General features: G+C 67.5%; 27 protein-coding genes. 12 read left to right on the top strand and 15 right to left on the bottom strand.

The features are described from left to right. Nucleotides 1–535: 535 nt before the first annotated feature. Together HH110_RS07695 and HH110_RS07690 are read right to left on the bottom strand one after the other, a co-directional pair. A complete protein-coding gene (locus HH110_RS07695; protein WP_176989109.1) occupies nt 536–1,963 on the bottom strand; it encodes an amino acid permease in 1,428 nt (475 codons plus the stop codon). Nucleotides 1,964–2,031: 68 nt separating this feature from the next. Continuing rightward, nucleotides 2,032–3,510: an amino acid permease gene (locus HH110_RS07690; RefSeq protein WP_176989108.1), complete on the bottom strand. Its 1,479-nt coding sequence runs from the start codon at nt 3,508–3,510 to the stop codon at nt 2,032–2,034. A gap of 185 nt (nt 3,511–3,695) precedes the next feature. Between HH110_RS07690 and HH110_RS07685 the strand changes: the two genes are divergently transcribed. Continuing rightward, complete coding sequence (locus tag HH110_RS07685) at nt 3,696–4,277, top strand: NUDIX hydrolase (RefSeq protein ID WP_176989107.1); 582 nt, start codon at nt 3,696–3,698, stop codon at nt 4,275–4,277. A 42-nt stretch (nt 4,278–4,319) separates the two neighbouring features. On the opposite strand, the gene serA is transcribed toward HH110_RS07685, so the two are convergent. Beyond that, nucleotides 4,320–5,561 carry a phosphoglycerate dehydrogenase gene (serA, locus tag HH110_RS07680; protein ID WP_176989106.1) on the bottom strand — a complete coding sequence of 414 codons (1,242 nt, stop codon included), beginning with the start codon at nt 5,559–5,561 and terminating at the stop codon, nt 4,320–4,322. A 204-nt stretch (nt 5,562–5,765) separates the two neighbouring features. Here serA and HH110_RS07675 point away from each other — a divergent pair, with 204 nt between their 5' ends. From HH110_RS07675 to HH110_RS07665, 3 genes are all read left to right on the top strand, one after another. Beyond that, on the top strand, nt 5,766–7,154 hold the full coding sequence (locus HH110_RS07675; RefSeq protein WP_176989105.1) for an FAD-binding oxidoreductase: 1,389 nt from the start codon (nt 5,766–5,768) through the stop codon (nt 7,152–7,154). A gap of 61 nt (nt 7,155–7,215) precedes the next feature. Then, complete coding sequence (locus HH110_RS07670) at nt 7,216–7,509, top strand: DUF2388 domain-containing protein (protein WP_176989104.1); 294 nt, start codon at nt 7,216–7,218, stop codon at nt 7,507–7,509. Further along, nucleotides 7,509–9,326, top strand: coding sequence for a DUF4105 domain-containing protein (locus HH110_RS07665; RefSeq protein ID WP_176989103.1), 1,818 nt, complete (start codon nt 7,509–7,511; stop codon nt 9,324–9,326). The genes HH110_RS07670 and HH110_RS07665 overlap by 1 nt, the downstream gene beginning before the upstream one ends. On the opposite strand, the gene HH110_RS07660 is transcribed toward HH110_RS07665, so the two are convergent. Further along, on the bottom strand, nt 9,304–10,371 hold the full coding sequence (locus HH110_RS07660; protein WP_176989102.1) for an ATP-binding protein: 1,068 nt from the start codon (nt 10,369–10,371) through the stop codon (nt 9,304–9,306). The genes HH110_RS07665 and HH110_RS07660 overlap by 23 nt on opposite strands. Further along, the gene (locus HH110_RS07655; RefSeq protein WP_176989155.1) at nt 10,371–11,120 is read right to left on the bottom strand and encodes a response regulator; all 750 of its coding nucleotides are present in this window, start codon (nt 11,118–11,120) and stop codon (nt 10,371–10,373) included. Before HH110_RS07655 ends, HH110_RS07660 begins: the two co-directional genes overlap by 1 nt. Nucleotides 11,121–11,344: 224 nt before the next feature. Between HH110_RS07655 and HH110_RS07650 the strand changes: the two genes are divergently transcribed. Then, a complete protein-coding gene (locus tag HH110_RS07650) occupies nt 11,345–11,740 on the top strand; it encodes a nuclear transport factor 2 family protein (RefSeq protein WP_176989101.1) in 396 nt (131 codons plus the stop codon). Nucleotides 11,741–11,843: 103 nt separating this feature from the next. Next, complete coding sequence (locus tag HH110_RS07645; protein ID WP_176989100.1) at nt 11,844–12,581, top strand: MliC family protein; 738 nt, start codon at nt 11,844–11,846, stop codon at nt 12,579–12,581. 45 nt (nt 12,582–12,626) lie between these two features. Here HH110_RS07645 and HH110_RS07640 read toward each other — a convergent pair whose 3' ends face one another. The 6 genes from HH110_RS07640 to HH110_RS07615 form a co-directional block, all read right to left on the bottom strand. Beyond that, nucleotides 12,627–13,082: a hypothetical protein gene (locus HH110_RS07640; RefSeq protein ID WP_176989099.1), complete on the bottom strand. Its 456-nt coding sequence runs from the start codon at nt 13,080–13,082 to the stop codon at nt 12,627–12,629. Beyond that, a complete protein-coding gene (gene yeiP / locus HH110_RS07635) occupies nt 13,072–13,638 on the bottom strand; it encodes an elongation factor P-like protein YeiP (RefSeq protein WP_121036675.1) in 567 nt (188 codons plus the stop codon). Before yeiP ends, HH110_RS07640 begins: the two co-directional genes overlap by 11 nt. Before the next feature lie 68 nt (nt 13,639–13,706). Next, entirely contained in the window at nt 13,707–14,477 is a 771-nt protein-coding gene (locus HH110_RS07630) for an SDR family NAD(P)-dependent oxidoreductase (RefSeq protein ID WP_176989098.1), read from the bottom strand. A gap of 52 nt (nt 14,478–14,529) precedes the next feature. Continuing rightward, nucleotides 14,530–17,118: an EAL domain-containing protein gene (locus tag HH110_RS07625; protein ID WP_176989097.1), complete on the bottom strand. Its 2,589-nt coding sequence runs from the start codon at nt 17,116–17,118 to the stop codon at nt 14,530–14,532. Beyond that, a complete protein-coding gene (locus tag HH110_RS07620) occupies nt 17,115–18,008 on the bottom strand; it encodes a hydroxymethylglutaryl-CoA lyase (protein WP_176989096.1) in 894 nt (297 codons plus the stop codon). Before HH110_RS07620 ends, HH110_RS07625 begins: the two co-directional genes overlap by 4 nt. 180 nt (nt 18,009–18,188) lie before the next feature. Next, nucleotides 18,189–18,977, bottom strand: coding sequence for an enoyl-CoA hydratase-related protein (locus HH110_RS07615; RefSeq protein ID WP_176989095.1), 789 nt, complete (start codon nt 18,975–18,977; stop codon nt 18,189–18,191). A 114-nt stretch (nt 18,978–19,091) separates the two neighbouring features. Between HH110_RS07615 and HH110_RS07610 the strand changes: the two genes are divergently transcribed. From HH110_RS07610 to HH110_RS07600, 3 genes are read left to right on the top strand one after another with little or no spacing between them, the layout of a single operon-like run. Next, nucleotides 19,092–19,349: a FeoA domain-containing protein gene (locus tag HH110_RS07610; RefSeq protein WP_176989094.1), complete on the top strand. Its 258-nt coding sequence runs from the start codon at nt 19,092–19,094 to the stop codon at nt 19,347–19,349. After that, complete coding sequence (locus HH110_RS07605) at nt 19,346–21,205, top strand: ferrous iron transporter B (RefSeq protein WP_176989093.1); 1,860 nt, start codon at nt 19,346–19,348, stop codon at nt 21,203–21,205. The genes HH110_RS07610 and HH110_RS07605 overlap by 4 nt, the downstream gene beginning before the upstream one ends. Further along, complete coding sequence (locus HH110_RS07600; protein WP_176989092.1) at nt 21,205–21,459, top strand: DUF6587 family protein; 255 nt, start codon at nt 21,205–21,207, stop codon at nt 21,457–21,459. Before HH110_RS07605 ends, HH110_RS07600 begins: the two co-directional genes overlap by 1 nt. A gap of 131 nt (nt 21,460–21,590) precedes the next feature. On the opposite strand, the gene HH110_RS07595 is transcribed toward HH110_RS07600, so the two are convergent. From HH110_RS07595 to HH110_RS07580, 4 genes are all read right to left on the bottom strand, one after another. After that, nucleotides 21,591–22,073 (bottom strand): DUF4304 domain-containing protein, encoded by a 483-nt coding sequence (locus HH110_RS07595; RefSeq protein ID WP_176989091.1) that lies wholly within the window; start codon nt 22,071–22,073, stop codon nt 21,591–21,593. 84 nt (nt 22,074–22,157) lie between these two features. After that, nucleotides 22,158–22,451, bottom strand: coding sequence for a hypothetical protein (locus tag HH110_RS07590; protein ID WP_176989090.1), 294 nt, complete (start codon nt 22,449–22,451; stop codon nt 22,158–22,160). A 214-nt stretch (nt 22,452–22,665) separates the two neighbouring features. Further along, nucleotides 22,666–23,247 (bottom strand): NAD(P)H-dependent oxidoreductase, encoded by a 582-nt coding sequence (locus HH110_RS07585; RefSeq protein WP_176989089.1) that lies wholly within the window; start codon nt 23,245–23,247, stop codon nt 22,666–22,668. 54 nt (nt 23,248–23,301) lie between these two features. After that, complete coding sequence (locus tag HH110_RS07580) at nt 23,302–23,703, bottom strand: MerR family transcriptional regulator (protein WP_176989088.1); 402 nt, start codon at nt 23,701–23,703, stop codon at nt 23,302–23,304. 187 nt (nt 23,704–23,890) lie between these two features. Between HH110_RS07580 and dapB the strand changes: the two genes are divergently transcribed. The 3 genes from dapB (at nt 23,891) to HH110_RS07565 (ending at nt 26,556) form a co-directional block, all read left to right on the top strand. After that, nucleotides 23,891–24,631: a 4-hydroxy-tetrahydrodipicolinate reductase gene (dapB, locus tag HH110_RS07575; protein ID WP_176989087.1), complete on the top strand. Its 741-nt coding sequence runs from the start codon at nt 23,891–23,893 to the stop codon at nt 24,629–24,631. Between the two features lie 240 nt (nt 24,632–24,871). Beyond that, entirely contained in the window at nt 24,872–26,002 is a 1,131-nt protein-coding gene (gene carA, locus HH110_RS07570) for a glutamine-hydrolyzing carbamoyl-phosphate synthase small subunit (protein ID WP_176989086.1), read from the top strand. After that, nucleotides 26,002–26,556 carry a hypothetical protein gene (locus HH110_RS07565; RefSeq protein WP_176989085.1) on the top strand — a complete coding sequence of 185 codons (555 nt, stop codon included), beginning with the start codon at nt 26,002–26,004 and terminating at the stop codon, nt 26,554–26,556. The genes carA and HH110_RS07565 overlap by 1 nt, the downstream gene beginning before the upstream one ends. The last annotated feature ends 35 nt before the right edge of the window (nt 26,557–26,591 follow it).

Below are 26,591 nucleotides of genomic sequence, written 5' to 3'. Positions count from 1 at the left end.
TCGGGCGGATCAAGGGAGATTCCGGCGTGGGCGCCAAGCTACATGGCGATCGCTCAGATCCAGGCTCGTACGGCGGCCCACGCCGGCTCTCGGCACCTAAGCTGCCAGATTCCGAACAGATAAGGCTTATGTCGCCGCATCCATGCGGCTCATACCCCCTCAAACCCCACCCCGTCCGGCCCTCCACACATCTATGCGCGTGCAGGCATATCAAACCGTGCAAAAAGGGACAGTGGCTATTGGGCGTGGCATTTGCCTTCGGTACCGTCACCTGCCGACTGTCAGAGGCGGGGTGGTGTGGGTTGGAGGGGGTATGAGCCGCATGGGTCGGGCGCATGCGCCCGACGGGCTGGGCAGGAGCCCAGCCCCGGTCTAGCCATATGCGCAGGAAAGCGCATATGAGCGAGCGGCGACATAAGCCTCCAGGGATGGATTCACGGCGTCCCCCGCGAACCCACACCACCCCGCCAAACCGACCGAAACAAGATAGCCGTTGCTTCAGCCGCCGCTTCGGCCGTGGCCTTAAGTGTGATCCTTACTTCCCGCGCAAGCGGCTATGGCGATAACCGTAGCTGAAATAGATCGCGAAACCGCCCAGCGTCCAGAAGCCCATCAGCATCCAGTTGTGCGCCGTCATCGCCGTCAGCAGCGCGATGCAGCTGAGCACGCCCAGACTGCAGATCAGCCACGCCATCGGCATCCGGAACGGACGCGGCAGGTCCGGCTGGGTGCGGCGCAGGATCAGCACGCCCGCGCAGACCGCCGCGAACGCGATCAGCGTGCCCATCGAAGTCAGCTCGCCGAGGACGTCGAGCGGGAACACCGCCGCCAGCAGCGCGATGCCGATGCCCGTGATCACCGTGTTGATGTGCGGCGTGCGGTACTTGGGGTGGATCTTGGTGAACAGCGGCGGCAACAGCCCGTCGCGGCCCATGATCATGAAGATGCGGGGCTGCGCGATCACCATCACCAGCACCACCGACGACAGCCCGATCAGCGCGCCGATCTCCACGACCACGCGCAGCCAGCCCAGTTGCGGATGCGCCGCCACCGCGGTCACCACTGGCTCGTCCGTGCCCAGCAGCTGGTACGGCACCAGCCCGGTCATCACCGCCGCCATGGCGATGTACAGCACCGTGCAGATCACCAGCGAGAGCATCATGCCGATCGGCATGTCGCGCTGCGGCTTGTGCGATTCCTGCGCGGCCACCGAGACCGCCTCGAAACCGATGTAGGCGAAGAACACCATCGCCGCACCGCGCAGCACGCCATCGAAGCCGTACTTGCCCGGGCCTTCGTTGTCCGGAATGAACGGCGTCCAGTTGGCCGGATCCACGTACTTCCAGCCCACCACGATCACCAGCAGGATCAGCGCGGTCTTGAGCACCACCATCGCCATGTTCATGGCCGAGGATTTGCTGATGCCCACGTAGCACAGCCAGGTCAGCAGCAGCACCAGCACGGCGGCCGGGATGTTGGCGATGGCGCCGGTCGGGCGCAGCTGGCCATCCAGTGGCGCACTGACCAGCGCGGCCGGCAGATGGATGTCGAAGTGACTGAGCAGGCTCAGGAAATAGCCGGTCCAGCTGACTGCCACCGCCGAGGCGGAAACGCCGTATTCGAGTACCAGCATCCAGCCGATGAACCAGGCCGAGAGCTCGCCGAACGTGGCATAGGTATAGGTGTAGGCACTGCCGGAGACCGGCACCATCGCCGCGAACTCGGCATAGGCCATCGCGCAGAACGCGCAGCAGATCGCGGCCAGTACGAACGACAGCATGATCGCCGGGCCGGCATGGTTGGCAGCGGCCTGGCCGGTGATCACGAAGATGCCGCCGCCGATCACCGCGCCGATGCCCAGCGCGGTCAGGCCCCAGGGGCCGAGGGTACGGCGCAGGCTCAGCCCGTTGGCGTCTTCATGGGCGGCGTGCGGATGCTTGGTGGCCCACAGTTGCTTGAACATGGTTTGGACTTCTTCTCAGGCGCGACGTATCAAACGACCGGGCCGGCGCTGGGCCGGCCTGGCAGCATTCAGGCGTTCTTCTTGTTCAGCTTGCTGTGGCGGATGCCGTAGCCGAAGTAGATGCACAGACCCAGCAGGGTCCACGCCACGAACAGGTGCCAGTGCACCACGAAGGCCTGGTAGAACAGGAACAGACAGGCCAGCGCGCCCAGCGGGCAGATCACCCACACCAGCGGCACGCGGAACGGCCGTTCCAGCTCCGGGCGCGTGTAGCGCAGGATCAGCACGCCGATGCATACCGTGGCGAAGGCCAGCAGGGTGCCCATCGAGACCAGCTCGCCGAGCACGTTCAGCGGCACGGTGCCCGCCAGGGTGGCGGCGACGGCACCTACCACGATCGTGCTCCAGTACGGGGTGCGGAATCGCTTGTGCACCTTGCCGAATATCTTCGGCAGCAGGCCGTCTCGGGAGATCGTGTAGGCAATGCGGGTCTGGCCCATCATCATCACCAGTACCACCGACGACAGACCGGCGATCGCGCCGATTTCCACTGCGGTCTTGAGCCAGGACAGGGTCGGGTAGGGCTCCAGCGCCGTGGCGACCGGCTTGTCGGTGCCCAGCAGGTGGTACGGCATCATGCCGGTCAGCACAGCACAGACGATGATGTAGACGATGGTGCACACGGCCAGCGAGCCGAGCAGGCCGATCGGCATGTTGCGCTGCGGGTCCTTGGTTTCGCCGGCAGCGGTGGAGACCGCATCGAAGCCGATGTAGGCGAAGAACACGATGGTCGCCGCACGGAACACGCCGCTCCAGCCGAACTCACCCGGCACGCCGGTGTTCTCCGGAATGAACGGGGTCCAGTTCGCCGGGTCCAGATGCGCCGCACCAAAACCGATGAACAGACAGATCACGGTGACCTTGATCGCCACGATGATCGCGTTGACGAACGCCGACTGGGTCACGCCGACGTACAGCAGGCCGGAGACGGCCGCCACGATCAGCACCGCCGGCAGGTTGAACAGCTTGCCGGAGGAGATGAATTCATGGCCGGTCCAGGCGATGGGCGCGGCGCTCAGCGCGTCCGGGAACGGCATGTTGAGCGTGGTGGTGATGAAGCTGATCAGGTACGCCGACCAGCCCACCGCGACCGAGGCCGAGGCGAACAGGTACTCCAGCACCAGGCACCAGCCGATGAACCAGGCCATGCCCTCGCCGAGGGTGGCGTAGGAGTACGAGTAGGCGCTACCGGAGACCGGCATCATCGCCGCGAACTCGGCGTAGCACAGGCCGGCCAGTGCGCAGGCGAAGCCGGCGAACACGAACGACAGCATCACGGCAGGGCCGGCGTGGTTCGCCGCCGCCTGGCCGGTGAGCACGAAGATGCCGGCACCGATCACCGCACCGATGCCCAGCAGGATGAGGTGTTTCGCTGTGAGGGTCCGTTTCAGTGTTGGCTCGCCGTCCAGGCTGCCTTCGATGGGCTCGCCGGCATCGACGTGCGGTGCCGGTGCGACCGGTTTGACCCTCAACAGAGACTTCAGCATGCAGTGCTTCCCTAAATGAACAAAGGTGAGGCGCGCGGTACATTGCCGCACGCCCTGATGGCGACTGGGCGCCCCAGCGGTGCGGGGCCCGCTGTACCTTAGCCAAAGCTGAAGCCGCTGTACAAGCACAATTGCAGCATGGCCGAGCGATAATCGGCCAAATCCGCACGATGCCCGCGCCTGCCATGTCGTTGAACCCCGAATCCATTGCCATTCCTGACGCTGCCCTGCGCAGTCAGCTTGACGCCTACGCCCGCCGACACCCCGGGGACGCGGCGCTCGCTGACGAATTCAGCACATTGCTGGACGATCCGGAAAACCCGTTCCTGCGCGAGCGCCTGGCCGGGCACTTCACCGGCAGTGCGTGGCTGGTCAGTGCGGACGGGCAGCGCGTGCTGCTGACCCACCACCGCAAGCTGGACCGCTGGCTGCAGCTGGGCGGCCATGCCGACGGCGAGCGCGACCTGGCCCAGGTCGCGCTGAAAGAGGCCGAGGAGGAATCCGGGCTGACCGCGCTGGTGCTGGAGGATGGCGAACTGTTCGACATCGACAAGCACTGGATCCCCGAACGCAGGGACGTGCCCGGGCATTGGCATTACGACGCCCGCTACGTAGTGCGGGCGCTGGGCGGCGAGCAGTTCGCAGTCAGCGAAGAGTCGCTGGCGCTGGCCTGGCGCGATATCCGTGACGTGGCCAACGCGGCGATCGAGACCCCGGATGGCGACGATTCCCTCCCGCGCATGGCCAAGCGCTGGCTGGCGCGGTGATTTAACAGGGACGGGGGTAGTTATTAACTACCTCCGTCCCTGTTAATAAAGAACGCGGGTGCGCAGCGTGCCCGGGATGGCCGCCAGCTCGTCGCGCACGGCGCCGGCCTGCGCTTCGCTGGCGGTGATGTCGATCACCACGTAGCCGACCTTCGGATCGGTGCGCAGGAACTGGCCGTCGATGTTGACGTTGTGGCGCGAGAAGATCTCGTTGACCTTGGACAGCACGCCCGGCACGTTCTGGTGGATGTGCAGCAGGCGCAGGCTCTCGGCATGCTCGGGCAGGGTCACTTCGGGGAAGTTCACCGCCGACAGGGTGCTGCCGTTGTCGCTGTAGCGCACCAGCTTGGCCGCTACTTCCACGCCAATGTTGTCCTGCGCTTCCAGCGTGCTGCCGCCCACGTGCGGGGTCAGGATCACGTTGTCATGGGCGGTCAACGGGGAGACGAAAGCATCGCCGTTGCCCTTGGGCTCGACCGGGAACACGTCCAGCGCCGCGCCGCCGAGATGGCCCGAGCGCAGCGCCGCATCCAGTGCATCGATGTCGACGACGGTGCCGCGTGCCGCGTTGATCAGGTGCGTGCCGGGGCGCATCCGCGCCAGTTCATCGGCGCCGATCATCCACTGCGTGGCGGGGGTTTCGGGTACGTGCACGGTCACGATGTCGGCGCGCGCCAGCAGGTCGTCGAGGCTGAGCGCCGCGCGGGCATTGCCCAGCGAGAGCTTGGTTTCCACATCGTGGAAGATCACCTGCATGCCCATCGCCTCGGCCATCACGCCGACCTGGGTGCCGATGTGGCCATAGCCGATGATGCCCAGCGTCTTGCCGCGCACCTCGTGGCTGCCCGCTGCTGATTTGGACCAGCCACCGCGGTGGCACTCGGCGTTCTTCTGCGGGATGCCGCGGGTCAGCATGATCGCCTCGGCGATCACCAGCTCGGCCACGCTGCGGGTGTTGGAGTAGGGCGCGTTGAACACCGGGATGCCGGCCAGTTCCGCCGCCTCCAGGTCGACCTGGTTGGTGCCGATGCAAAAACAGCCGACCGCCATCAGGCGCTTGGCATGCACCAGCACATCCGCGCTCAGCTGGGTGCGCGAGCGGATGCCGACGATGTGGGCCTCGGCGATCCGGGCCTTGAGTTCGTCTTCGGGCAGCGCCTTGCTGTGCAGTTCGATCTGCGAATAGCCGGCCGCGGTGAACACGTCGATCGCGGTCTGGCTGACCCCCTCGAGCAACAGTACGCGGATATCCTGCTTCGGGAACGAGGTCTTTTTCGGCGACATGGGCGGCGTGCGACGTGTGGCGGCGGGAGCCCCCAACTATGCCAGAAGCCGGCGTCGATGGTGCGGTGCGCCAATCGATGGCCAGACAGTTTCAGATGCACCTAATTGGACGGGGCTGGTGGGGGTGATCGATGCCCCGGCGACTGGACGCGGCCCGTAGCGGCTGGCAGGCTTGCGGGCTCCCCCGGCACTGCCAGACGCCCCATGACCGATCCGCGCCTTGATTCGCTGTTGCACGATTGCCCCGGGCTGCGCCTGAAGACCGATCCGGCCGATCTGGAGCACTACGGCCGCGACTGGACCCGCCGCTGGACGCCGGCGCCACTGGCGATCGCGCTGCCGGGCACGGTCGAGGAGGTGCAGGCGATCCTGCGCTGGGCCAGTGCCCGCAACGTGGCGGTAGTGCCTTCCGGCGGCCGGACCGGCCTGTCCGGTGGCGCCGTCGCAGCCCATGGGGAACTGGTGCTAAGCCTGGAACGGATGAACAAGCCGTTGGCCTTCGATGCTGTCGACCGCACCCTGACCGTGCAGGCCGGCATGCCGCTGGAAGCGGTGCACAACGCGGCGCTCGAGCAGGGTCTGATCTACCCGGTGGATTTCGCCGCGCGCGGGTCGTGCTCGATCGGCGGCAACATCGCCACCAACGCCGGCGGCATCCGCGTGATCCGTTACGGCAATACCCGCGAGTGGATCGCCGGCCTGACGGTGGTGACCATGGCCGGTGAGCGGGTCGAGCTCAACAAGGGCCTGATCAAGAATTCCAGCGGCTACGACTTCCGCCAGCTGCTGATCGGCTCGGAAGGCACGCTGGGCGTCATCGTGGAAGCGACCCTGAAGCTCACCGACCCGCCGCCGGCCAGCAACGTGATGCTGCTGGCGCTGCCCTCGTTCGAGGTGCTGATGCAGGTGTTTGCCGCGTTCCGCGAACGGCTGCAGCTGCAGGCCTTCGAATTCTTCACCGACCGCGCGCTCGAGCACGTGCTGGCGCACGGTGCGCAGGCGCCGTTCGATGAGGTTCATCCGTATTACGTGGTCACCGAGTTCGCTGCCGGCGATGAGGCCCAGGAAGCCGCCGCGATGGCCGCCTTCGAAGACTGCATGACGCACGGCTGGGTCAGCGATGGTGTGGTCAGCCAGAGTGATGCGCAGGCTGCGCAGTTGTGGCGGCTGCGCGAGGGCATCACCGAGGCAGTGGCGCGCTACAAGCCCTACAAGAACGACGTCTCGGTGCGGATCTCGGCGATGCCGGCGTTTCTCGCCGAAACCCAGGCGCTGATCGGGCAGGCATACCCGCAGTTCGACGTGGTCTGGTTCGGGCACATCGGCGACGGCAACCTGCACATCAACGTCCTCAAGCCGGACGACACCGCTGACGCCGAGTTCCTGACCCAGTGCGAGCATGTCACCAAACTGCTCGCCGGCGTGCTGAGCCGGTTCGATGGCAGCATTTCGGCCGAACACGGGATCGGCCTGGTCAAGAAGGGCTATCTGGACAGCACCCGCAGCACCGCGGAAATCGCCTTGATGAAGGCGGTCAAACGCGCGTTTGATCCCCAAGCGCTGCTGAATCCCGGCAAGGTCTTCGACCTCTGAGACAAGACAGGCTTTCACGCAGCCTATACGCTCTGTGCTTTCCACCACGAACGACACCCTGATGATGCGTCCGATCCTGCTTCTTGCCGTGCTTGCCCTGCCGCTGTCTGCGATGGCGTCCAGTTTTGCCGGCAGCTCCGCCGGCTCCGCATCCGGCGCGTCTTCGGCCGGTTCGTCCAGCTCGGGCGATGACAAGATCGTGCTCGATGCGCGTGATGATGCCGCAGCCTTCGTGGCCAGCGACGGCGCCATCCGTGGCGCACGCCTGGAAGCGGCACTGCTGCACCTGCGCGAGCAGGGTGCCGCGCAGCAGGCAAGTGACATGGCGCTGGCCAGGACCCTGCTGGCGCGCTGATGCAACCCACCGGTCAGGTCCGCCGCTGGCGCTGGGCGGTCCTGATCGCGTGGCTGGCCGCGCCTTGTGCGCACGCTGCGCTGCAGCTGGAGCTGCAGCCGCAGGGACTGAGTGCGACGCAGATCGTCGCTGCCGAGCGCACCCTGCAGCAGGTGCGCACGCGCCTCCCTTCCGGATGGCAGGCACGGTTCCAGCAGCTGGTCCTGGTCCGCTGGTCGGACACGCTGCCGGCCCACGTGCACGGCCGTACCCGCAACGGCACGATCACCCTGCAGCGCGCCCTGCTCGACAGCGTGCAGGAGGATCAACCACTGCCGCGCCCGCCCGAGGCGGCGCTGATCCATGAACTGACCCACGTGCTGGACCGTTCGCCGCAGGGCGGTTGGTCGCGCGATCCGCGCCTGCGCGATCTGGCCGGCTGGCAACGGCGCCCGTGGAAACTCGGCCGCACCGCCAACGCCTTCAGCGGGCGCAGCCCCGATGATTACGAGCGTGCCAGCCCGGCCGAGTTCCTGGCGGTCAACGCCGAACACCTGCTGCTCGATCCCGATTACGCCTGCCGTCGACCGGCCGTCGCCGCGTGGTTTGCCGACCATCTGGGGCCGACCGCGCACGCGGTCGACTGCGACACCCGTCTGCCGTTGATGCAGGCCGAAGAGGAGGCGGGCGCTGCCACGCTGCTCGAGCTGGATCCAGCGCGGGTTTATGGCGTCGACTACCTGCTCGCCGAGGGCAATGACCAGCTGATGAGCCGCTGGGGCCACAGCATGCTGCGGCTGGTGATCTGCGCACCGGGGCGGCCGCGCGGGCCGGCCTGCCGGATGGACCTGTCCCATCACCGCGTGCTGTCCTACCGCGCCTTCGTCGGCGATGTGCAGATCTCCAGCTGGCGCGGGCTGACCGGTGCGTATCCCTCGCGCCTGTTCGTGCTGCCGCTCAACCAGGTCATCAACGAATACACCCAGCTCGAACTGCGGGGGCTGTCCTCGGTGCCATTGGCGATGGATGAGCAGGAGATCGCCAGCCTGCTCGAGCGTGTCGCGCAGGTGCATTGGAGCTACGACGGTCGCTATCTGTTCGTCAGCAACAACTGCGCGGTGGAGACCGGCAAGCTGCTGCAGGAAGGCGTGCCGCGCCTGGCTTCGCCCGGTTTGAACCGGATCACCCCGCGCGGCCTGCTGACCCGTCTGGAGCGCCTGGGCGTGGCGGATGCCAGCGTGCTGGCCGATCGCGGGCAGGCGACCCGGCAGGGCTACTACTTCGCGTCGGCGGAAGCGCATTACCAGCAGCTGTTCGATGTCGCCCGCCGGCAGCTGCCGCTGGGCACGGCAGACGTCGGCGACTGGTTGCGGCAGCCGGCCAGTCAGCGGGCACGTTGGGTGGAGCAGGGCGATCTGCGCGCCACGGCGGCCCTGTTGTTGCTGGAGCAGGCGGCATTACGCCGCGAAGAACTCCGCGCGCGCGATGTCCTGAAGCGGCTGCTCGGCGATCCGGACACGGGCGATGCCGCGGCGCGCGACACGCTGCGCGCATTGCTCGAGGACACCGGGCAGCTGGTCAGCCCGGCCGCCTTGGTGAAGGGTGGGGGCTACGGGCTGCCCTCCGCCGGTGAGCGCGCCATGGCGACCGAGGCTGCAGCGCAGCTCAGTGTGCAGGGCGCGCCGGCCTGGAAGGCGCTGCAACGGCAGTTGAAGCAACGCCTGCCGGTCCGGCAGCAACGCGAACTGGCCACGATCGACAGCACGCTGGCCCGGCTCGGCGCGCGGATGCGCGAACTGGCCCGCGAAGACGGCGTTACTGCCGCGGCAGTTCGATGACGAAGCGCGCACCGCCCAATGTGCTGGCTGTGCAGGCCACATGGCCGCCATGCGCATCGGCGATCGCCTTGACCACCGCCAGCCCCAGCCCGCTGCCACCGCGCTGACGCGAGCGCGAGCCGTCGCCGCGCAGGAAGGGATCGAAGATATGCTCACGCAACGCCGCATCGATGCCGGGGCCTTCGTCGTCGATGGCGATCTGTACGTGGGTGGCGGTGTCGTGCACGGCGATGCGGACCCTGCCGGGCGTGGCGTAGCGCCGCGCATTCTCCAGCAGCGCCATCAGCGCCTGGCGGACCCGGGTCGGGTCGCAATGCGCCGGATGCTCCTCGCGCGAGGTTTCCAGCTCCAGCACGAAGCCGCTGCCGCGGAAGCCCGGGTCGACCAGGGTCATCACCGACTGCACTTCCTGCACCACATCGTTGCGGGCGCGGCGGACATCCAGGCGGGCGCTGTCGGCCAGGCTCAGTACGCGCAGGTCCTCGATGAGCCGCGACAGCCCTTCGACCTGCGCCAGCAGGCTGCGGAACTGGCTTTCATCCGGGGCGAACACCCCTTCGGCCAGCCCCTGCAGGCGGCCGCGCAGGATGGTGACCGGCGTGCGCAGCTCGTGCGCGATCGCCGCGTGCCACATCACCCGGTCGGCCTCGATGTTCTGCAGCCGGCGCGCCATCGCGTTGAAGTCGTCCACCAGCAGCGCCACTTCGCCGAGCGAGCGATCGCTGACCGTGGCGCGCGCGCCCAGGTCACCATCGGCAAGCCGGCCGATGCTGTCCACCACCGCATTGAGCGGGGTCAGGATGCGCTGGGACAATCGCACCGAGGCGGCGACCGCCAGGGTCAGCCCGATCAGGGTCACGCCCACCATCCAGACCAGCTCGGGGCCGCTGGGCACCCAGCTGACCGGCTCCTCGGCGCCACCGGGGTAAAACGCCACCAGCACGGCATACAGCAGGTAGGAGCTGAGGATCACCATCACGATGACCGCCAGCACCATCATCGACATCGACAGCACGATGTGCCGGCTCAGGCCGGAGCGGCGCATCAATGGTCCGCCGCCAGCCGGTAACCGACGCCGCGCACGCTGGCCGGCACGTTGGCCAGGCCGACATCATCGAGTTTGCGCCGCAGCTTGCTGACGTGGCTGTCCACGGTGCGCTCCAGCGCTTCGCTTTCCGGCAGGCACTCGTGCATGAGTTCGCTGCGGCTGAAGATGCGCATCGGTGCCAGCGCCATGCAGTGCAGCAGCTTGTACTCGGTCAGGGTGAGCAGCAGTTCGTGGCTGTACCCATCGCCTTCGACGTGCACGGTGTGGTGCTCCGGATCGATCACCAAGCTGCCCACGCGCAGGATCTCCGGTGCGCGCGGGCGCGGTGCATTCAAGGTACGGCGCAGCACCGCACGCACCCGCGCGGCGACTTCGGCCGGGTTGAAGGGTTTGACCACGTAATCGTCCGCGCCCATCCGCAGCGCGGTGAGCTTGTCCAGGTCCTGGTCCAGCGCGGTCAACATGATCACCGGCGTATCGCCGCGCTGGCGCAGCGTGCTGAGCACGGTCCAGCCGTCCATGCCCGGCATCTGCACGTCGAGCAGGACCAGGTCCGGCCGCGCGCTGCGATGCAGGGCGAGCGCGCTGAGGCCGTCCTGCGCACGCAGCGTGCGCAGGCCTTCGCGGGCCAGGTAGGCCGCGACGATGTCGGCGATCTCGGGTTCGTCCTCGACGATCAGGACCAGGGCGTTGAGCGAATGATCCCAGCGCGTGGTGGGGGCGCCGGGTGAATCGGAGGCGGGCATGCAGGGCAGGGCCGGAAGGTGCTTGTGCTCCATCGTATCTCCACACTTCCTCCATCGAAACCCCACCGAGGCCGCGCAGACTGCCGCCATCGTGATTTCGGCCGGTGTTCCGGCCCTGTGCTGCGGATGAAGAACTCCAGATGGATGCCCGCCCTTGGGGCGGCGAACGAGACACGGCGCGCGAGCGGCGGGCGTAGGACGCTGCGACGATGGCGGGTGTACCCATGAAGACGCTACTGCAATCGGCACACGTCGAGGCAGCCGAGGCGCGGCTCTGGGATGCGCTGGTCCAGTGGCAGCCGCAGCAGTTGCATGCGCTGCTGTCGCCGGCGCTGTTCCTGACCGACCACGAAGGCCAGCGCCAGGATGCGTCCCCGCTGCTGGCGGGCTGGAACGCGCGGCGCATCCGCATCGCTGCGATCGAGCGGCAGCAGACCGAGCAGCTGGCCTGCGGCGCGATGGTTCTGGTCACCGGCGAGCTGCGCATCCACCTCGATGGCGAGCACGGCAGGCAGCTGCACACGATGCGCCTCCTGCGTGTCTGGACGCGCAGCAGCACCGCGCCCGGCGTGCATCTGCTGTCGATGTGCGTGCTCCCTGCATCGCCACCGCTGCACTGAACCGCGCGTTCAGCAGGGCGGGCGGGGTCAGCGCCGCTTCACCTGTTCCCACGGCGCGGCAGGTACGATCAAGTGTTGTCGACGTTATCGCAAGGAGTTCCTCATGCGCGCATCTCCCTGGTTGTTGAGCCTGGCCGTTACCGGCGTACTCGCCGCCTGCCAACCGGCCACCGAGAGCAGCCCCGCCGCCGACGGCAGCGAAGCGCCGCCCCCCCTCGATGCCTCCACGGCCGATGAGCGCAGCTACGCCTTCCGCTGTGGCGAGCTGGAAGTGCATGCGACCTACCGCGGCCAGGATTCGGCGACGGTGGTGGTGGGCGACCGCACCTTCCCGATGTCGTCGCAGCCGGCCGCATCCGGTGCCAAGTATGGCGATGGGCAGGGCAACGAATTCTGGACCAAGGGCACCACCGACGGGATCCTGATCCTCAAGGGCGAGCCGGACCGCACCTGCACCGGCACCGGCGAGCAGGGCGGCGAAGCGCCGCCGGCGAACGCCACGGCCAATGCGGATGCCGATGCCGCGGGCGGGTTCCGCGCGACCGGGAACGAGCCCGGCTGGCTGGCCCAAGTCGGCCCGGGCGCGACGCCGACGCTGCACATCGAGATGGATTACGGCGAGCGCAAGCTCGAAATTGCCAGCCCCACGCAGGGCCGTGACGGCTGGTCCGGTACCGCTGCGGATGGCACCCCGGTCAAGCTGACCTTCCAGCGCACGGTGTGCCAGGACGACATGAGCGGCCAGGCCTTCGGGGCCACCGCGATGCTGACCGTCGGTGCGCGCCAGTACCATGGGTGTGGCGATTTTGCCGGTGCGCCGTCGCTGGCCGCCAAGCCCTGATCGATCCGTCGTCACCGGATGCGCGTGTGCGCGTCCGGTAAGGCATCACATGCCGCGCGGGCAGGGATTGGGCAGCGCGCGGCTGCGCGTATCCAGGACCAGTTCGTTGCGGGTGCCGAGCAGCATCAGCTCGGTGTGCACCAGGCAATTGTCCGCATGGCGCTGCAGAAGTTGATTGAACAGCGCGGCGCGGTCGTCGCAGTACTCGTGGATCGCATACGCCAGTTCGCGGGCGCGGTCCTCGTCGTAGGCTTCTTCGCCGGCGAAGTGCTGGCAGGCGCTTTCGCGGCCCAGGAACGCCTGGACGTCGCCCGGCATCGCGCAGTACATGCGGATGTCTTCGGCCACGAACAGCTCTGCAGGCACGTCGCAGCGCGCATTGCCGGTGGTATCGACGGCTGCCGGGGCCTGGGGGTCCAGCGTTTCGCTCTCCACTGCCCGCGGCGAGCACGCCGCGAGCAGCAGGAGCAGGACGGTCGGTGCCGACCGCTTAGTCGGCACGGCCGGCGAATTCACCGGTGGTGGTGTTGACCAGCACGCGCTCGCCGTTGGCGATGTACTCCGGCACCATGATCTCGATGCCGGTGCTGAGCTTGGCCGGCTTCGGGCGCTTGGTGGCGGTGCCGCCCTTGAGCTCCGGCGGGGTCTCGACCACTTCCAGCACCACGCTGGTCGGCAGCTGCACGCCCACCGGGGTCTCGTCGATCACCTGCACGTAGATGCCGGTCAGGCCATCGGTGATGTAGCCGGCGTCATCGCCGAGCACGTCCGCGTCGACCATGTACGGGGTGTAGTCCTCGTCGTCCAGGAAGACGAAGGCGTCGCCGTCCATGTACGAGTAGGTCGCCTGGCGGCGCAGCAGTTCGACTTCCGGCAGGTTGTCGTCGGCATCGAAGCTGGAATCGAGCTTGTTGCCGCCGGGCACGCTGTACATGATGAAACGGAAGCGGACATTGCCGCCGCGGCCCTGCGGGGAGCTGCGTTCGATGTCGCGGATCTGGTAGACGCCGTTGTTGAATTCGACGACGTTGCCTTTCTTGATGTCGCTGGCTTTCATGGGAATGAAGGTCGGTTCGTGGAGGTGGCGGGTGCCGGAACCGGGCACCCAGCGGGTTGCGTGCTCGCTTACTTCGGCGCCAGACGCACGGCGCCGTCAAGGCGGATGGTCTCGCCGTTGAGATAGGTGTTGCCCAGGATGTAGGCGACCAGGCCGGCGAAGTCGTCCGGCTTGCCCAGGCGCGGCGGGAATGGGATGGAGGCGGCCAGCGATTCCTGCACGGCCGGCGGCATGCCGTCGACCATCGGGGTCCAGAAGATGCCCGGGGCGATGGTCATCACGCGGATGCCGAAGCGCGACAGCTCGCGGGCCATCGGCAGGGTCATGCTGACCACGCCGCCCTTGGAGGCGGCATAGGCGGCCTGGCCGATCTGCCCTTCATAGGCGGCCACGCTGGCGGTGTTGATGATCACGCCGCGCTCGCCGTCCTCGCCCGGGGTGTTGTGCTGCATGCGGTTGGCGGCGGCCTTGGCGACGTTGAAACTGCCGACCAGGTTGACCATCACCGTGCCCTGGAAGTTGGCCAGCGGCATCGGCGCCTCTTTGCCCAGCACGCGGCCGGCGCCGAGGATGCCGGCGCAGTTGACCGCCACGTTCAGTCCGCCCAGGAAGTCGCAGGCGGCCTCGATCTGCGCGGCCACGGCGGCTTCATCGCTGACGTTGGTGCTGTAGTAGCGCGCATTGGCCTGGCCCAGTTCGGCCACGGCCGCCGCACCCTTCTCGTCATTGAGATCGAACAGGGCCACCTTGGCGCCGTGGGCGACCAGGTGCTGGGCCACGGACAAGCCAAGGCCGGAGACACCGCCGGTGATGACGGCGCGGACAGAAGACAGCTGCATTGCACGATCCCGCTGGTTCAAGAACCGCCGATTCTAACGGAAGCGGTCGCGATCACTGTTGTGCACTGCCCACGGCGACCCTCGCGCGCAGCGCCAGCCGCCGGGCGAACTCATCCGGTGCCAGCCCCGGCGCGAACAGGAAGCCCTGGCCGACCGACACCCCCAGGGTCTGCAGGAACTGGCGCTGGGCCTCCGATTCGATGCCCTCGGCCACCAGTCCCAGCCCGAGGCTGCGGGCGATCCCGCAGACGGCTTCGCAAACGGCCACATCCGAGCGGTTGCCCGGGACCCCCTCCACGAACAGCTGGCTCAGTTTGAGCCCGTGGATCGGCAGCCGGCGGAGGTAGTTCAGTGCGCTGTAGCCTTCGCCGAAGTCGTCGATGGTGAGCAGCACGCCCATCTCGCGCAGCCGCGCGAAGGTGCGCAGGGTGTCCGGTGCGTCCTCGATCAACACCCGTTCGGTGAATTCCAGTTCCAGCGCGCTGCCGGGCAGGTGGAACTCATCCAGCACCGCGCGCACGTGCCGGGCCAGGTCCTCGCCGACGAACTGCCGGTAGGAGACGTTGACCGCCACCCGTACGATGCCGAGCCCGTCGTCCTGCCAGCGGCGTACCTGCTGGCAGGCCTCGCGGAGCACCCACAGGCCGATCCGGACGATGTCGCCAGTGTTCTCGGCATGGCCGATGAAGATATCCGGGCGCAGCTCGCCCAGCTGGGTGTTGCGCCAGCGGATCAGTGCCTCGGCGGCGATCAGCTGGCCGCTGTGCAGGTTGACCTGCGGCTGGTACACCAGATGGAACTCATCGTCGTCCAGCGCGCGGTGCAGGCGGCTCTCGATCTGCAGGCGATCGTGCTGGCGCTGGGCCAGCTCGGGCGAGAATACCTGCCAGCCGTTGCGGCTGCGCCGCTTGCAGTCGTACATGGCGATGTCGGCATTCTGGATCAGCTGCTGCGGACGCAGTCCGTCCTGCGGCGCGCGCGCGATGCCGATGCTGGTGGTCACCGGAAACTCGTCGGCGCCGAAACGGAACGGCGTGCTGAAGGCGCGGGTGATCGCCTCGGCCAGCTGCTCGGGCTGGTCGGCCTGGTCGCGGGTATCGCAGACCACCAGGAATTCGTCGCCGCCGAACCGCGCCAGTAATCCTTCGGTGCCGATCGCGGTGGCGATGCGGCGGGTGGCATCGATCAGCAGTTCGTCGCCGGCGTTGTGGCCGAGCAGATCGTTGACGATCTTGAACCGGTCCAGATCGATGTACAGCACGGCAACCCGGCAGTGCGTCGGGTTGGCCATGCGCGTGGCCAGATCATTGAGTACCGCATCGCGATTCATGATCCCGGTCAGGGGATCGGTGCGCGCCTGGATGCGCAGCGTCTCCTCGGCCTGCTTGCGCGCGGTGATGTCCTGCACGGTGCCGGCGATGCGCGCGGCATCCACATCCCCGGCCTCGGCCTCGCCGATCATGCGTACCCAGAACGAGTGACCGTCGCTGCGCTGGCCCTGCAGTTCCAACTCGAAGGAGACCTGTTTGTCGATCACGTCCAGCAGTGCCTGCTGCAGCTGCGAACGGTCATCCAGGCGCAGGCATTCGAGCAGCTCGGCCATGTCGCGCATCGGCAGCGCCTGGCCGAGGATGCGGGTCGCCTCGTCGGTCAGGTACAGGCGCTGCAGGCCACGATCCCACTCCCAGCCGCCGATATGCGCCAAGGACTGTGCGCGGTCGAACAGGGTGTTGTTCCGTTTGAGTTCGGTGATGTCACTGAACAGCGCGAACACATGGTCCGGTGCATCGCGCCCGTTGCCGTACACCGGCACGTTGGTGGTGGAGATCCAGATCATCCGTCCGCGCGGGCGGTGGTACAGGCCGACGATGGTGCTGCGCACGATGCGGCCGCTCTGCAGCGAGACGCTCGCCGGCCACTGCTCGCGGGTGAGCGGATGTCCGTGCTCGTCCACGCTGATCCAGTCTTCCGGCGCCAGCATCGCCTGCAGGCTGCCGCCATTGCCGGCCGTGCCGAGGATACGGTGCGCGGCCGGGTTGGCCGAGACCACGCGCAGCTGGCGGTCGAACAGGATCACGCCCTTGTCGATCGACTCCATCAGCAGCCGGTAGCGCGATTCGGCCTGCCAGCGGCTGCTCAGGTCCCGGGCGACCGCCACGATGCAGTGCTCGCCCTGGTGCTCGAAGCCGGCCGAATGCACCTCGACGGGGAACCGGCTGCCGTCGCCGCGCATGTTGGTGACTTCGATGACATAGGTTTCGCCACGGTGCAGGGCCTCCCAGACGGGGTCCAGATGGTCGCCGGGCAGGTCGGGGTTCAACAACTCGATCGGCTGGCCGACGATCTCCTCGCGGGGGCGGCCGTAGGCGCGCACGCCGGCCTTGTTGAGGTCCAGCACCACGCCGCTTTCGCTGAGGATGCTGACCGGGTCGGGAACCGCATCGAACAGGGCGGCATAGCGACGCAGGGCCAGCTGGCGCTCGTCCATGGCTTCCTGCAGGGCCTGCTGGACGTTTTCCAGCAGTGCGCGCAGCTCGCCGGGCGAGTGGGCCAGTGCATGTTCCAGGGCGGCCAGCGCGTGGACGTGGGCGGTGAGGTGATCACCGACCGCAGCGTCCTTGCGCCGGCCGCCGCTTTTCATGTCGTCGCCAGCGCCTTGCCGGCCTTGCTGCCGGTCTCGCGCCCCAGGCGCGCGGCCAGCCAGCGCCCGGTGGCGGCCAGTGCCGGCAGATCGATGCCGGTGCGCATGCCGATGCCGTGCAGCATGTAGACGACATCCTCGCTGGCGACGTTGCCGCTGGCGCCCTTGGCATACGGGCAGCCACCGGCGCCGGAGACGGCCGAGTCGACCACGCGCACGCCTTCTTCCAGGCAGGCATCGATGTTGGCCAGCGCTTGGCCATAGGTATCGTGGAAATGCACGGCGAGCGCGGCCATCGGCAGCTCACTGGCGACGGCCTTGAGCATCGCGCGGGCCTTGCGCGGCGTGCCGACGCCGATCGTGTCGCCGAGCGAGATTTCGTAACAGCCCATCCCGTGCAGCGCACGGGCGACGCGCACCACCTCGCTCACCGCGACCTCGCCCTGGTACGGGCAACCGAGCACGGTGGACACATAGCCACGCACCTTGACCCCGTCGGCCTTGGCCCGCTCCAGGATCGGAGCGAAGCGCGCCAGCGACTCTTCGATGCCGGCGTTGGTATTGGTCCGGTTGAACGTCTCCGAGGCGGCGGTGAACACCGCCACTTCCTGGACGCCCACCGCGCGGGCACGATCGTAGCCCTGTTCGTTGGGCACCAGCACCGGGTAGTCGATGCCGGGACGGCGGTCGATCCCGGTATAGACCTCGGCGGCGTCGGCCAGCTGCGGCACCCAGCGCGGGCTGACGAAGCTGGTGGCCTCGATGGTGCGCAGCCCGGTGAGCGAGAGCTGGCGGATCAGCTCGATCTTGTCGGCGGTGGCCACCGGCTGGGCTTCATTCTGCAGCCCGTCGCGCGGGCCGACCTCGACGATGCGGACGAAATCATCCATGGGCCAGCGCTCCGCGGACGGAGCGACGGACGACCAGCAGGGGACGGAGCGGGGTAGAGATCACGGAGATTCCTGTCAGACGGAAGGCGGCCCACGTTCCCCGGCGGGCCACGAAAAGGGGATACGCGGGATGGGCGACAAAACGGCCATCCCGCGGGCGTAGGCGGTCAGCCTTGGGGCTCAGTCCGGGGTGACCCAATGCGGGGCGCGTTTATCGAGGAAGGCCCCAAGGCCTTCCTGACCTTCGGCCGAGACCCGCAGGCGGGCGATCAAGGCCGCATTGTCGCGGTCGGTGGCGTCGCGGTCGCGGCCCAGCGCGACCCGGCGGACCAGATCCTTGGCCGAGGACGAGGCCACCGGGCCGGCCTTGTCGAGCAGGCCAAGCTGGCGCTGGACCGCCTCGTCGATCCGCTCGGGCTCGATCAACTGGTGGACCAGGCCGATGCGCAGGGCGGTCTCGGCATCGAAATGCTCGCCGGTGGCGAACCAGCGCCGCGCCTGGCGGGGTCCGATCGCATCGATGACATAGGGCGAGATCACCGCGGGCAGCAGGCCCAGGCGGCTTTCGGTCAACCCGAAGCGGGCGCTGGTGCTGGCGATGGCGATGTCGCAGCAGGCGACCAGGCCGACCCCGCCACCGAAGGCGGCGCCCTGGACGCGGGCAATGGTCGGCTTGGGCAGCTCGTCCAGGGTCCGCATCAGGCGGGCCAACGCCAGGGAGTCCTGGCGGTTGTCTTCCTCGCTGGCGGCGGCCATGCCACGCATCCACTGCATGTCCGCGCCCGCCGAGAACGAGGCGCCTTCGCCGGCGAGCACCACCGCGCGGACGTGGTCGTCGCGGCCGGCGGCCTCCAGGGCAGCCGTCAGCTGGGCGATCAACGAGGCGTCGAAGGCGTTGTGCAGGGCCGGGCGGTTCAGCCACAGGGTCAGCACCGAGGCGCTGCGTTCAATCCGTAATGCATCACTCATGGGTCGGCTTGCTCCATAACATGTACAGATCATAGCGGGCCATCGGTCACGGGCAATGACGCGGTGCGCCGATGGTACAATTGATAACCATTCCTATCATCGAGAAGGCGCTCCGTGACGTTGTCCGATCTGGCGCTGTACAGCTCCGCCGTGGTGGAGTCCGTGCAGGAACTACACGCAAACGATGCGATCGCCCGCCGACTGAAGGAGCTAGGCTTCGTCAAAGGGGAAGAGGTGCGTCTGGTCGCCCGTGGTCCGGTCGGCGCCGAGCCGCTGCTGGTGCAGGTCGGGTTCACGCGCTTCGCGCTGCGCCGCAGTGAGGCCGCCCGTATCGTGGTCACCGCATTGCAGGCGCGGGAGGCCAACGCATGAGCGCCGCGACCAACGCCCTGCGCATCGCCCTGGTCGGCAACCCCAACAGTGGCAAGACCGCGCTGTTCAACCAGCTGACCGGCAGCCGCCAGAAAGTGGCCAACTACACCGGCGTGACCGTCGAGCGCAAGGAAGGCCGCCTGCGTGCGCCGTCCGGCCGCGAGTTCGCCGTCCTCGACCTGCCCGGCGCCTACAGCCTGCAGCCGGCCAGCCTGGACGAGGCGATCACCCGTGATCTGTGCCGGGGCTTCTACCCCGGCGAGACCGCCCCGGACGTGCTGCTGTGCGTGATCGATGCGACCAACCTGCGCCTGCACCTGCGATTCGCGCTGGAGCTGCGTGAGCTGGGCAAGCCGATGATCGTGGCGCTGAACATGGTGGATGCGGCCGAGCGCCGCGGCATCAAGATCGACGTCCAGGCGCTGGAACAGGCGCTCGGCGTGCCCGTGGTCGAAACCGTGGCGGTGCGCCGCAACGGCGCGGCCAGGCTGGTCGAGCGCCTGGATGCGATGGTGCCGCACCTGCAGGCGCCGGTGGCGGTGCCCGCAGTCGAGACCGATTACCACGCCCAGGTGCGCGACATCCTCTCCGCCTCGGTGAGCATGCCCACGCGTACGGCGAAGATCGACGACGCGCTGGACCGCTGGCTGCTGCACCCGGTGTTCGGGCTGCTGACCCTGGCGGTAGTGATGTTCCTGATCTTCCAGGCCGTCTACGCCTGGGCCACCCCGGTCATGGACCTCATCGAGGCCGGCACCGCTGCGCTGGGTGGGTGGATCGGGGGCGCGCTGCCGGAAGGCCCGCTCAACAGCCTGCTCACCGACGGCATCATCGCCGGCGTGGGTGGCGTGATCGTGTTCCTGCCGCAGATCCTGATCCTGTTCGCCTTCATCCTGGCGCTGGAGGAGTCGGGCTATCTGCCGCGCGCCGCGTTCCTGCTGGATTGCATGATGGCCGCGGCCGGCCTGTCCGGGCGCTCGTTCATCCCGCTGCTGTCCAGCTTCGCCTGCGCGGTGCCGGGCATCATGTCCACCCGCAGCATCCAGGACCCGCGCGACCGGCTCGCCACGATCCTGGTCGCTCCGCTGATGACCTGTTCGGCGCGCCTGCCGGTGTATGCGCTGCTGATCGGCGCCTTCATCCCGCAGAAGCAGATCTGGGGCGTGTTCAACCAGCAGGGCCTGGTCCTGTTCGGGCTGTACGCGGCCGGCATCGTCAGCGCGCTGCTGATGTCCTGGACGATGAAGAAGTGGCGCCGCGACAAGAGCGAGCACCCGCTGATGCTGGAACTGCCGTCCTACCGCATTCCGCACCCGCGTGATCTGGCGGTCGGGCTGTACGAGCGCGGCATGATCTTCCTCAAGCGCGTGGGCGGCATCATCCTGGCGCTGACCATCCTGCTGTGGTTCCTGCTGTCGTTCCCGGGGGCGCCGGAGAACGCGACCATGCCGGCGATCGACTACAGCTTCGCCGGCCAGATCGGTCATGCGATGGCGGTGTTCTTCGCGCCGCTGGGCTTCAACTGGCAGATCTGCATCGCGCTGATCCCGGGCCTGGCCGCGCGCGAAGTGGCGGTGGCCTCGCTGGCCACGGTGTACGCACTGTCAGCCGCCGATGACGATGCGGCCAGCCAGGCACTGACGCCGCTGATCAGCGATGGCTGGTCGCTGGCCACCGCGCTGTCGCTGCTGGTCTGGTACATCTACGCCCCGATGTGCATCTCCACGCTGGCCACGATCAAGCGCGAGACCAACTCGTGGAAGCAGATGGGCTTTGCCACGTTCTATCTGTTCGCGGCCGCCTACATCGCCTCGCTGATCACCTACCAGGTGACCGTGGCATTGGGCGGCGGCTGATGGAGACCGGCCTGCTGCTGCAGTACGCCGTGATCGCGCTGGCCGTGCTGGTCAGCGCGTGGGTGGTGATGAAGAAGCAGTTCCCGGGCACCGTGCGCCGGGCGCGCGGGGCGATCGCGCTGGGGCTGGTCAAGCCTCAGCGCGCCGCCTGGCTGCAGGCACTGGGCCGCAGGATCGCGCCACCGGCCACGGGTGGCGGTGGTGCGTGTGGCGGCTGCGACAGTTGTGGACCGACGCCGCCGAAGCAGCACTGAGGGGCGGGATCCACGCGGCGTCTGGCACGATCGCTCGGGACGTTCGCCTGTTTGATGCGCTTAGGCTTGCTGCATTTCGCGCCGACACGGTGGGAGCATCGGCGGCAAGCGTCTGTGCAACGCTACCGGGGCTACACTTCTTTCAGGATCATCGCGCTGAACAGGCGAGCGTCGCTCAGTTGGCGGAGCGCCTGGCGATCAGCGTGCGCGGCGACGAATGTCAGTAGAATCCCCAGTGTCAGGCTCAGTGTTCCGCGAAGCTCGTCAGCATCATTCTGCACGACCAACGAATCCAAACGCTCCTGCGTGATGGCGGCGGGCATCCCCGGCGTGTTTTCTATGCGCCAGCTAACATGGGGGTGGGGAGTTGTAGTGCGAACTTTGAACGCTCCTCTTATCGCGGTCTCGTCCAGTGGTTCGTCCAGCATTTCGCGGAAATAGAGGCCCACGTTTACGTAGAAGAGCCTCCCAAATGCGGATTTCTGATGGTTGATGACAAGCAGAAACTTGTCATGATCGCGATATCGAGTGACTGTGTTTCCCAGAAAACCCGCGTCCTTGGCAGCAGCGCCGAATATCTTTGCTGTATTGACGTTCTGTGATGGCATCGACATTGGTGGGACGGCTTCTGGCGGTGCGCCATTGTGTGACTGTCGCGTAGAGCCCACCAGAGCCGAATGCGACAAGTTGGTTCCGACTCAGATCCTCGAACGTTCGAAAGTCCTTATGTCGGTCTGGCGGGAGGTCGAAGGCAATCGGTGGCGGTTTCGCCAGCGCAGCAAGACGGAGTCGGTGCCAGCTAAGGTCATGAAGCCCCTTGCCTGGGCGTTTTTGTTGAAGACATCCAGTAGGTCTCCCTGGTTGACTTCGTTGTCGAATGTGGCAATGAAGTCGCGGGAGAGAGGACCCGGGAAATGGGTTCCATCCAGAGTGCCCAGAATTGCCGAGGCGGTGTCGAGGATGACGATGTCGATGACCGTGGTCCCTTTCATGGGGAGAGAGCTTGGACAACGCACGCTGCGCTTTTGGGCAAACGGTGTTCAGTTCGTCCACTGGCAAACTCAGAAGACTTCTGTATCTGGAGCTGCCTTCCTCCACCAGTTCCTGGAGATGGCGCCCATGACTTTTTCGGGCGTGGTGTGGTCGTTGGTCATTGAGTCACCACTGCCAGAGCAATCATAAACGCAACCGGCGCAGCGCCAGGCGCTACTCCGCCGCCCGCCCGAGCGCAGCTACCTTGCGCAACCAGGCCTCACGCTGCGCCAGCGTGGTGCTGCGCACCGGGCCGAATCCGCTGATCCTGACCGGCTTGATCCCGCAGAACGCCAGGATCGTGCGGCGGATCTGCTGATATCCCGGCATGCGGTACACCCAACGGTAGTACCAGGGCGGGGTGTCCAGGGTGGTGATCACCCGCGCGCTGCGCCCACTGAGCAACCGGTCCCACCACACCGAATCCTTGCGATAGCGGAACGCGACGCCAGGCAGCAAGGCACGGTCAAAGAAGCCCTTCAGCAGCGCCGGCATGCCCCCCCACCAGGTCGGGTAGACCAGCACCAGGTGATTGCACTGGGCAATGGCGGCCATGATCTCCTGCAGGTCTGGCTCCAGCGGCTGGATCTGCCGGTAGCCATGGCGCAGGACAGGATCGAAATCGGCCTCGCCCAGGGCGAACAGGTGGACGCAGTGCCCGGCCGCCTGCGCGGCGTCCCGGTAGCGCTCGGCCATTGCGCCGCACAGGCTGTCACGGTCGGGGTGGCCAAGCAGGATGACGATGGAGCGGGACATGGGCGAACTCGCAGGAGGGGAGCGCAAGCCTGCGGTCTGCCCCATGGGGCAGAGTCAAGCGGCTCGGCAGTCGCCAGCAGCCATGCAGCTTTCCAGTGCGCCGGTATCCCCGTGAACGACGAGTTCGGCCACCTCATCGCGTAGAGCGGTGAGTGCCTGGTCAAGCTGGTGGAGGCGCTCCATGTCTGCGCGCACCGCCTGTTGGCGCGTCACCAGCAGTGTCTGCACGCGTGGCCAATCGATGCCGCCATCGGCACGACGCAGGCAGGCCACGTCGGCAAGGCGGAACCCGAGCGTCAGCGCCTGGCGGATTAGCTGGACCAGGTGGAGATCCTGCTCGCTGTAGTCGCGGTAGCGATTGAGCCGCGGGATCGGCGCCAGCAGGCCCCGTGCTTCATACAGGCGGATGGCCTTCTGGCTCGCGCCGCTGCGTCGGGCGATGTCGGAGATGCGCATGGATCAATCCCGCATCAGCCCGCCATGCACCGCCAGGTGATGGCCGAGGTCGGGTGCGCTGCGGGTGACGGGAAGGCGCTTCGAACGCTGCATGGAGAGGCTGCCAGAGGGACCGGTCGGCCAGCGTAGCAAGCCGCGGGTGGTTTTCCTCTTGTACATCGTCGTTGCCACCCGCTAGCCTGCGGGCATGACTACCACTCCCCTACGTTTGCTCATCCACGGTGCCTCCGGCCGCATGGGCCAGGCGCTGCTCCGCCTTGCCGCCGACACTCCCGCCCTGCAGGTCGTGGCCGCGGTCACCCGCCGCTCGCCGGCCCAGCGCGTGGTCGAGGGCGTGCCGCATTTCGCCAGCAGTGAGCTGGGCGGTGCGCCCCAGTTCGATGTCGCCATCGATTTCAGCCTGCCCGAGGGGTTCGATCCGGTGCTGGCGCTGTGCGTGGAGCGCGGCGCCGGCTTCGTCTCCGGTACCACGGGCATCAGCGAGGCGCAGCGCCAGGCGCTGATCCAGGCGGCGGGCCGGATTCCGCTGGTCTGGGCCTCCAACTTCAGCCTGGGCGTGGCGGTGCTGGACGAGCTGGTCGAGCGTGCGGCCGCCGCCCTGAAGGGCTGGGACTGCGACATCGTCGAATCCCACCACACCCAGAAGAAGGACGCGCCCTCGGGCACTGCCCTGACCCTGGGCGCGGCGGCGGAGAAGGGCGGGGCCGAGCCGCACTACGCAAGCCTGCGCGCCGGTGACATCGTCGGTGAGCACCTGGTCCAGTTTACCGGGCTGGGCGAGCGCATCGAACTGACCCACCGCGCCACCAACCGCGACATTTTCGCCCGAGGGGCGCTGTTTGCCGCCCGCCAGCTGCCGGGCCGTGCGCCGGGCAGCTGGCGCGTGCGCGACCTGCTGGATGGGGCCACGCCGCCGCCTGCCGTCTGAATGGGGCCCGCGGAGCCAGCCGGGCGGGCGCCTGAACCGGCGCTGCGCCCTTTATCGGCCTGAACAGGGCAATTGCACGCGGATACTGGCGTCGCACCCGGCTTCCCTTTACAATTCCCGCTCGCCGAATCACGACAGCCGGACCGGTCCAGAACCGCAGTCCGCGCTTTTTTGCAGCCGCTTTTTCGTGAAGCGCAGGCGTGACTTCGGCGACCCCTCGGTAGCCAAAGTGAGATTTCCGTGACCCAAGCCGCAATCCTCGTCCTCGAAGACGGCACCGTATTCGAGGGCGAATCCGTAGGCGCGCCCGGCCTGTCCGTCGGTGAGGTGGTGTTCAATACCGCCATGACCGGCTATCAGGAAGTGTTGACCGATCCTTCCTACGCCCGGCAGATGGTCACGCTGACCTACCCGCATATCGGCAACACCGGCATGACCGACCAGGACGATGAAGCGGCCAAGGTATGGTCGGCCGGCCTGATCGTGCGCGATGTGCCGCGCCGCCCGAGCAACTGGCGCAGCCAGGTGTCGCTGCAGGATTGGCTGCTGCAGCGCGGCGTGGTCGCCATCTCCGGCATCGATACCCGCAAGCTGACCCGCATCCTGCGCGAGCGCGGCGCCCAGAACGGTGCGCTGATGGCTGGCGAAGGGCTGAACGTGGACACGGCGCTGGAAGCGGCGCGCAAGTTCCCGGGCCTGAAGGGCATGGATCTGGCCAAAGTGGTCAGCACCGACAAGAGCTACACCTGGACCGAGGGCCAGCTGGATCTGGACAGCAACGCCTTCGTCAACGCCGCGCCGCGCTTCAAGGTGGTGGCCTATGACTTCGGCGCCAAGTTGAACATCCTGCGCATGCTGGCCGAGCGCGGCTGCGAGCTCACCGTGGTGCCGGCGCAGACCCCGGCCGCCGAAGTGCTGGCGATGCATCCGGACGGCGTGTTCCTGTCCAACGGCCCGGGCGATCCGGAACCGTGCGATTACGCGATCGGCGCGATCAAGACCTTCCTGGAAAAGAAGGTGCCGACCTTCGGCATCTGCCTGGGCCACCAGCTGCTGGCGCTGGCCTCCGGCGCGAAGACGGTGAAGATGGGCCATGGCCACCACGGCGCCAACCACCCGGTCCAGGACCTGGACAGTGGTCGCGTCATGATCACCTCGCAGAACCATGGTTTCGCGGTCGATGAAGCGTCGCTGCCGGCCACCCTGCGCGTGACCCATCGCTCGCTGTTCGATGGCACCAACCAGGGCATCGCGCGCACCGACGTGCCGGCGTTCTCGTTCCAGGGCCACCCGGAAGCCTCGCCGGGCCCGCACGATGTCGGTCCGCTGTTCGACCGGTTCGTGGCGCTGATGGCCGAGGCGAAAGCTTGATGCGCAGCCTCGCGCTGCTGCCGTTGCTGTGGGGTGTGGCGGGTGTGGCGCAGGCTGCGCCCGCCGCCGATGCCGACGTGGCGGCGGTGGTGAAGACGTTGGGCCTGGGCACGCTGGGCACCACCATGGCCAGCCTGGTGATCGACACCACGCCGGCCCTGAAGGCGCTGCCGGACCCTGATCAACAGTGCGCGCAGGCGCCCGTGCGCGATCTGCTGGATGCGCAGTTCCGTGGTTCCATCATCACGGGTCTGGGCAGCGATGGCGACGCGGTGATCGCCGAGTGGTCGCGCTTCCTGGCCACGCCGGCGGGCAAGGCGCTGGCGAGCGGCTTCGCCAATTCCACGCCCGAGAACACCGAGGCCAAGGCCGCTGCGGGTCTGGCTGGGCCGGACCGCGCACAGCTTGCGGCCTTCATCGGCAGCCCGGCCTATCGCCGGCTGGTGGCGTCGTTCGAGAGCGGGCCGGCGATGCCGGAGGATCTGGGCGCGCAGTTGGCCAAGCCGCTGCAGGACCAATGCCGGATCGTGCTGAACCCCGACGATATTTCCTGATCGACAGCGTGCGATCACCCCCATCTGCCTCGCTG

This window comes from Stenotrophomonas sp. SAM-B (assembly GCF_013387485.1).
Lineage (GTDB): Bacteria > Pseudomonadota > Gammaproteobacteria > Xanthomonadales > Xanthomonadaceae > Stenotrophomonas > Stenotrophomonas maltophilia_AA.
This window is presented reverse-complemented; position numbering and strand designations above follow the sequence as displayed.

Excerpts from the sequence above, each read along its gene's own strand:
- HH110_RS07695 (WP_176989109.1), bottom strand. The coding sequence starts at position 1,963 with ATGTTCAAGCAACTGTGGGCCACCAAGCATCCGCACGCCGCCCATGAA.
- HH110_RS07690 (WP_176989108.1), bottom strand. The coding sequence starts at position 3,510 with ATGCTGAAGTCTCTGTTGAGGGTCAAACCGGTCGCACCGGCACCGCAC.
- HH110_RS07685 (WP_176989107.1), top strand. The coding sequence starts at position 3,696 with ATGTCGTTGAACCCCGAATCCATTGCCATTCCTGACGCTGCCCTGCGC.
- serA (WP_176989106.1), bottom strand. The coding sequence starts at position 5,561 with ATGTCGCCGAAAAAGACCTCGTTCCCGAAGCAGGATATCCGCGTACTG.
- HH110_RS07675 (WP_176989105.1), top strand. The coding sequence starts at position 5,766 with ATGACCGATCCGCGCCTTGATTCGCTGTTGCACGATTGCCCCGGGCTG.
- HH110_RS07670 (WP_176989104.1), top strand. The coding sequence starts at position 7,216 with ATGATGCGTCCGATCCTGCTTCTTGCCGTGCTTGCCCTGCCGCTGTCT.
- HH110_RS07665 (WP_176989103.1), top strand. The coding sequence starts at position 7,509 with ATGCAACCCACCGGTCAGGTCCGCCGCTGGCGCTGGGCGGTCCTGATC.
- HH110_RS07660 (WP_176989102.1), bottom strand. The coding sequence starts at position 10,371 with ATGCGCCGCTCCGGCCTGAGCCGGCACATCGTGCTGTCGATGTCGATG.
- HH110_RS07655 (WP_176989155.1), bottom strand. The coding sequence starts at position 11,120 with ATGCCCGCCTCCGATTCACCCGGCGCCCCCACCACGCGCTGGGATCAT.
- HH110_RS07650 (WP_176989101.1), top strand. The coding sequence starts at position 11,345 with ATGAAGACGCTACTGCAATCGGCACACGTCGAGGCAGCCGAGGCGCGG.
- HH110_RS07645 (WP_176989100.1), top strand. The coding sequence starts at position 11,844 with ATGCGCGCATCTCCCTGGTTGTTGAGCCTGGCCGTTACCGGCGTACTC.
- yeiP (WP_121036675.1), bottom strand. The coding sequence starts at position 13,638 with ATGAAAGCCAGCGACATCAAGAAAGGCAACGTCGTCGAATTCAACAAC.
- HH110_RS07630 (WP_176989098.1), bottom strand. The coding sequence starts at position 14,477 with ATGCAGCTGTCTTCTGTCCGCGCCGTCATCACCGGCGGTGTCTCCGGC.
- HH110_RS07625 (WP_176989097.1), bottom strand. The coding sequence starts at position 17,118 with ATGAAAAGCGGCGGCCGGCGCAAGGACGCTGCGGTCGGTGATCACCTC.
- HH110_RS07620 (WP_176989096.1), bottom strand. The coding sequence starts at position 18,008 with ATGGATGATTTCGTCCGCATCGTCGAGGTCGGCCCGCGCGACGGGCTG.
- HH110_RS07615 (WP_176989095.1), bottom strand. The coding sequence starts at position 18,977 with ATGAGTGATGCATTACGGATTGAACGCAGCGCCTCGGTGCTGACCCTG.
- HH110_RS07605 (WP_176989093.1), top strand. The coding sequence starts at position 19,346 with ATGAGCGCCGCGACCAACGCCCTGCGCATCGCCCTGGTCGGCAACCCC.
- HH110_RS07600 (WP_176989092.1), top strand. The coding sequence starts at position 21,205 with ATGGAGACCGGCCTGCTGCTGCAGTACGCCGTGATCGCGCTGGCCGTG.
- HH110_RS07595 (WP_176989091.1), bottom strand. The coding sequence starts at position 22,073 with ATGTCGATGCCATCACAGAACGTCAATACAGCAAAGATATTCGGCGCT.
- HH110_RS07590 (WP_176989090.1), bottom strand. The coding sequence starts at position 22,451 with ATGAAAGGGACCACGGTCATCGACATCGTCATCCTCGACACCGCCTCG.
- HH110_RS07585 (WP_176989089.1), bottom strand. The coding sequence starts at position 23,247 with ATGTCCCGCTCCATCGTCATCCTGCTTGGCCACCCCGACCGTGACAGC.
- HH110_RS07580 (WP_176989088.1), bottom strand. The coding sequence starts at position 23,703 with ATGCGCATCTCCGACATCGCCCGACGCAGCGGCGCGAGCCAGAAGGCC.
- dapB (WP_176989087.1), top strand. The coding sequence starts at position 23,891 with ATGACTACCACTCCCCTACGTTTGCTCATCCACGGTGCCTCCGGCCGC.
- HH110_RS07565 (WP_176989085.1), top strand. The coding sequence starts at position 26,002 with ATGCGCAGCCTCGCGCTGCTGCCGTTGCTGTGGGGTGTGGCGGGTGTG.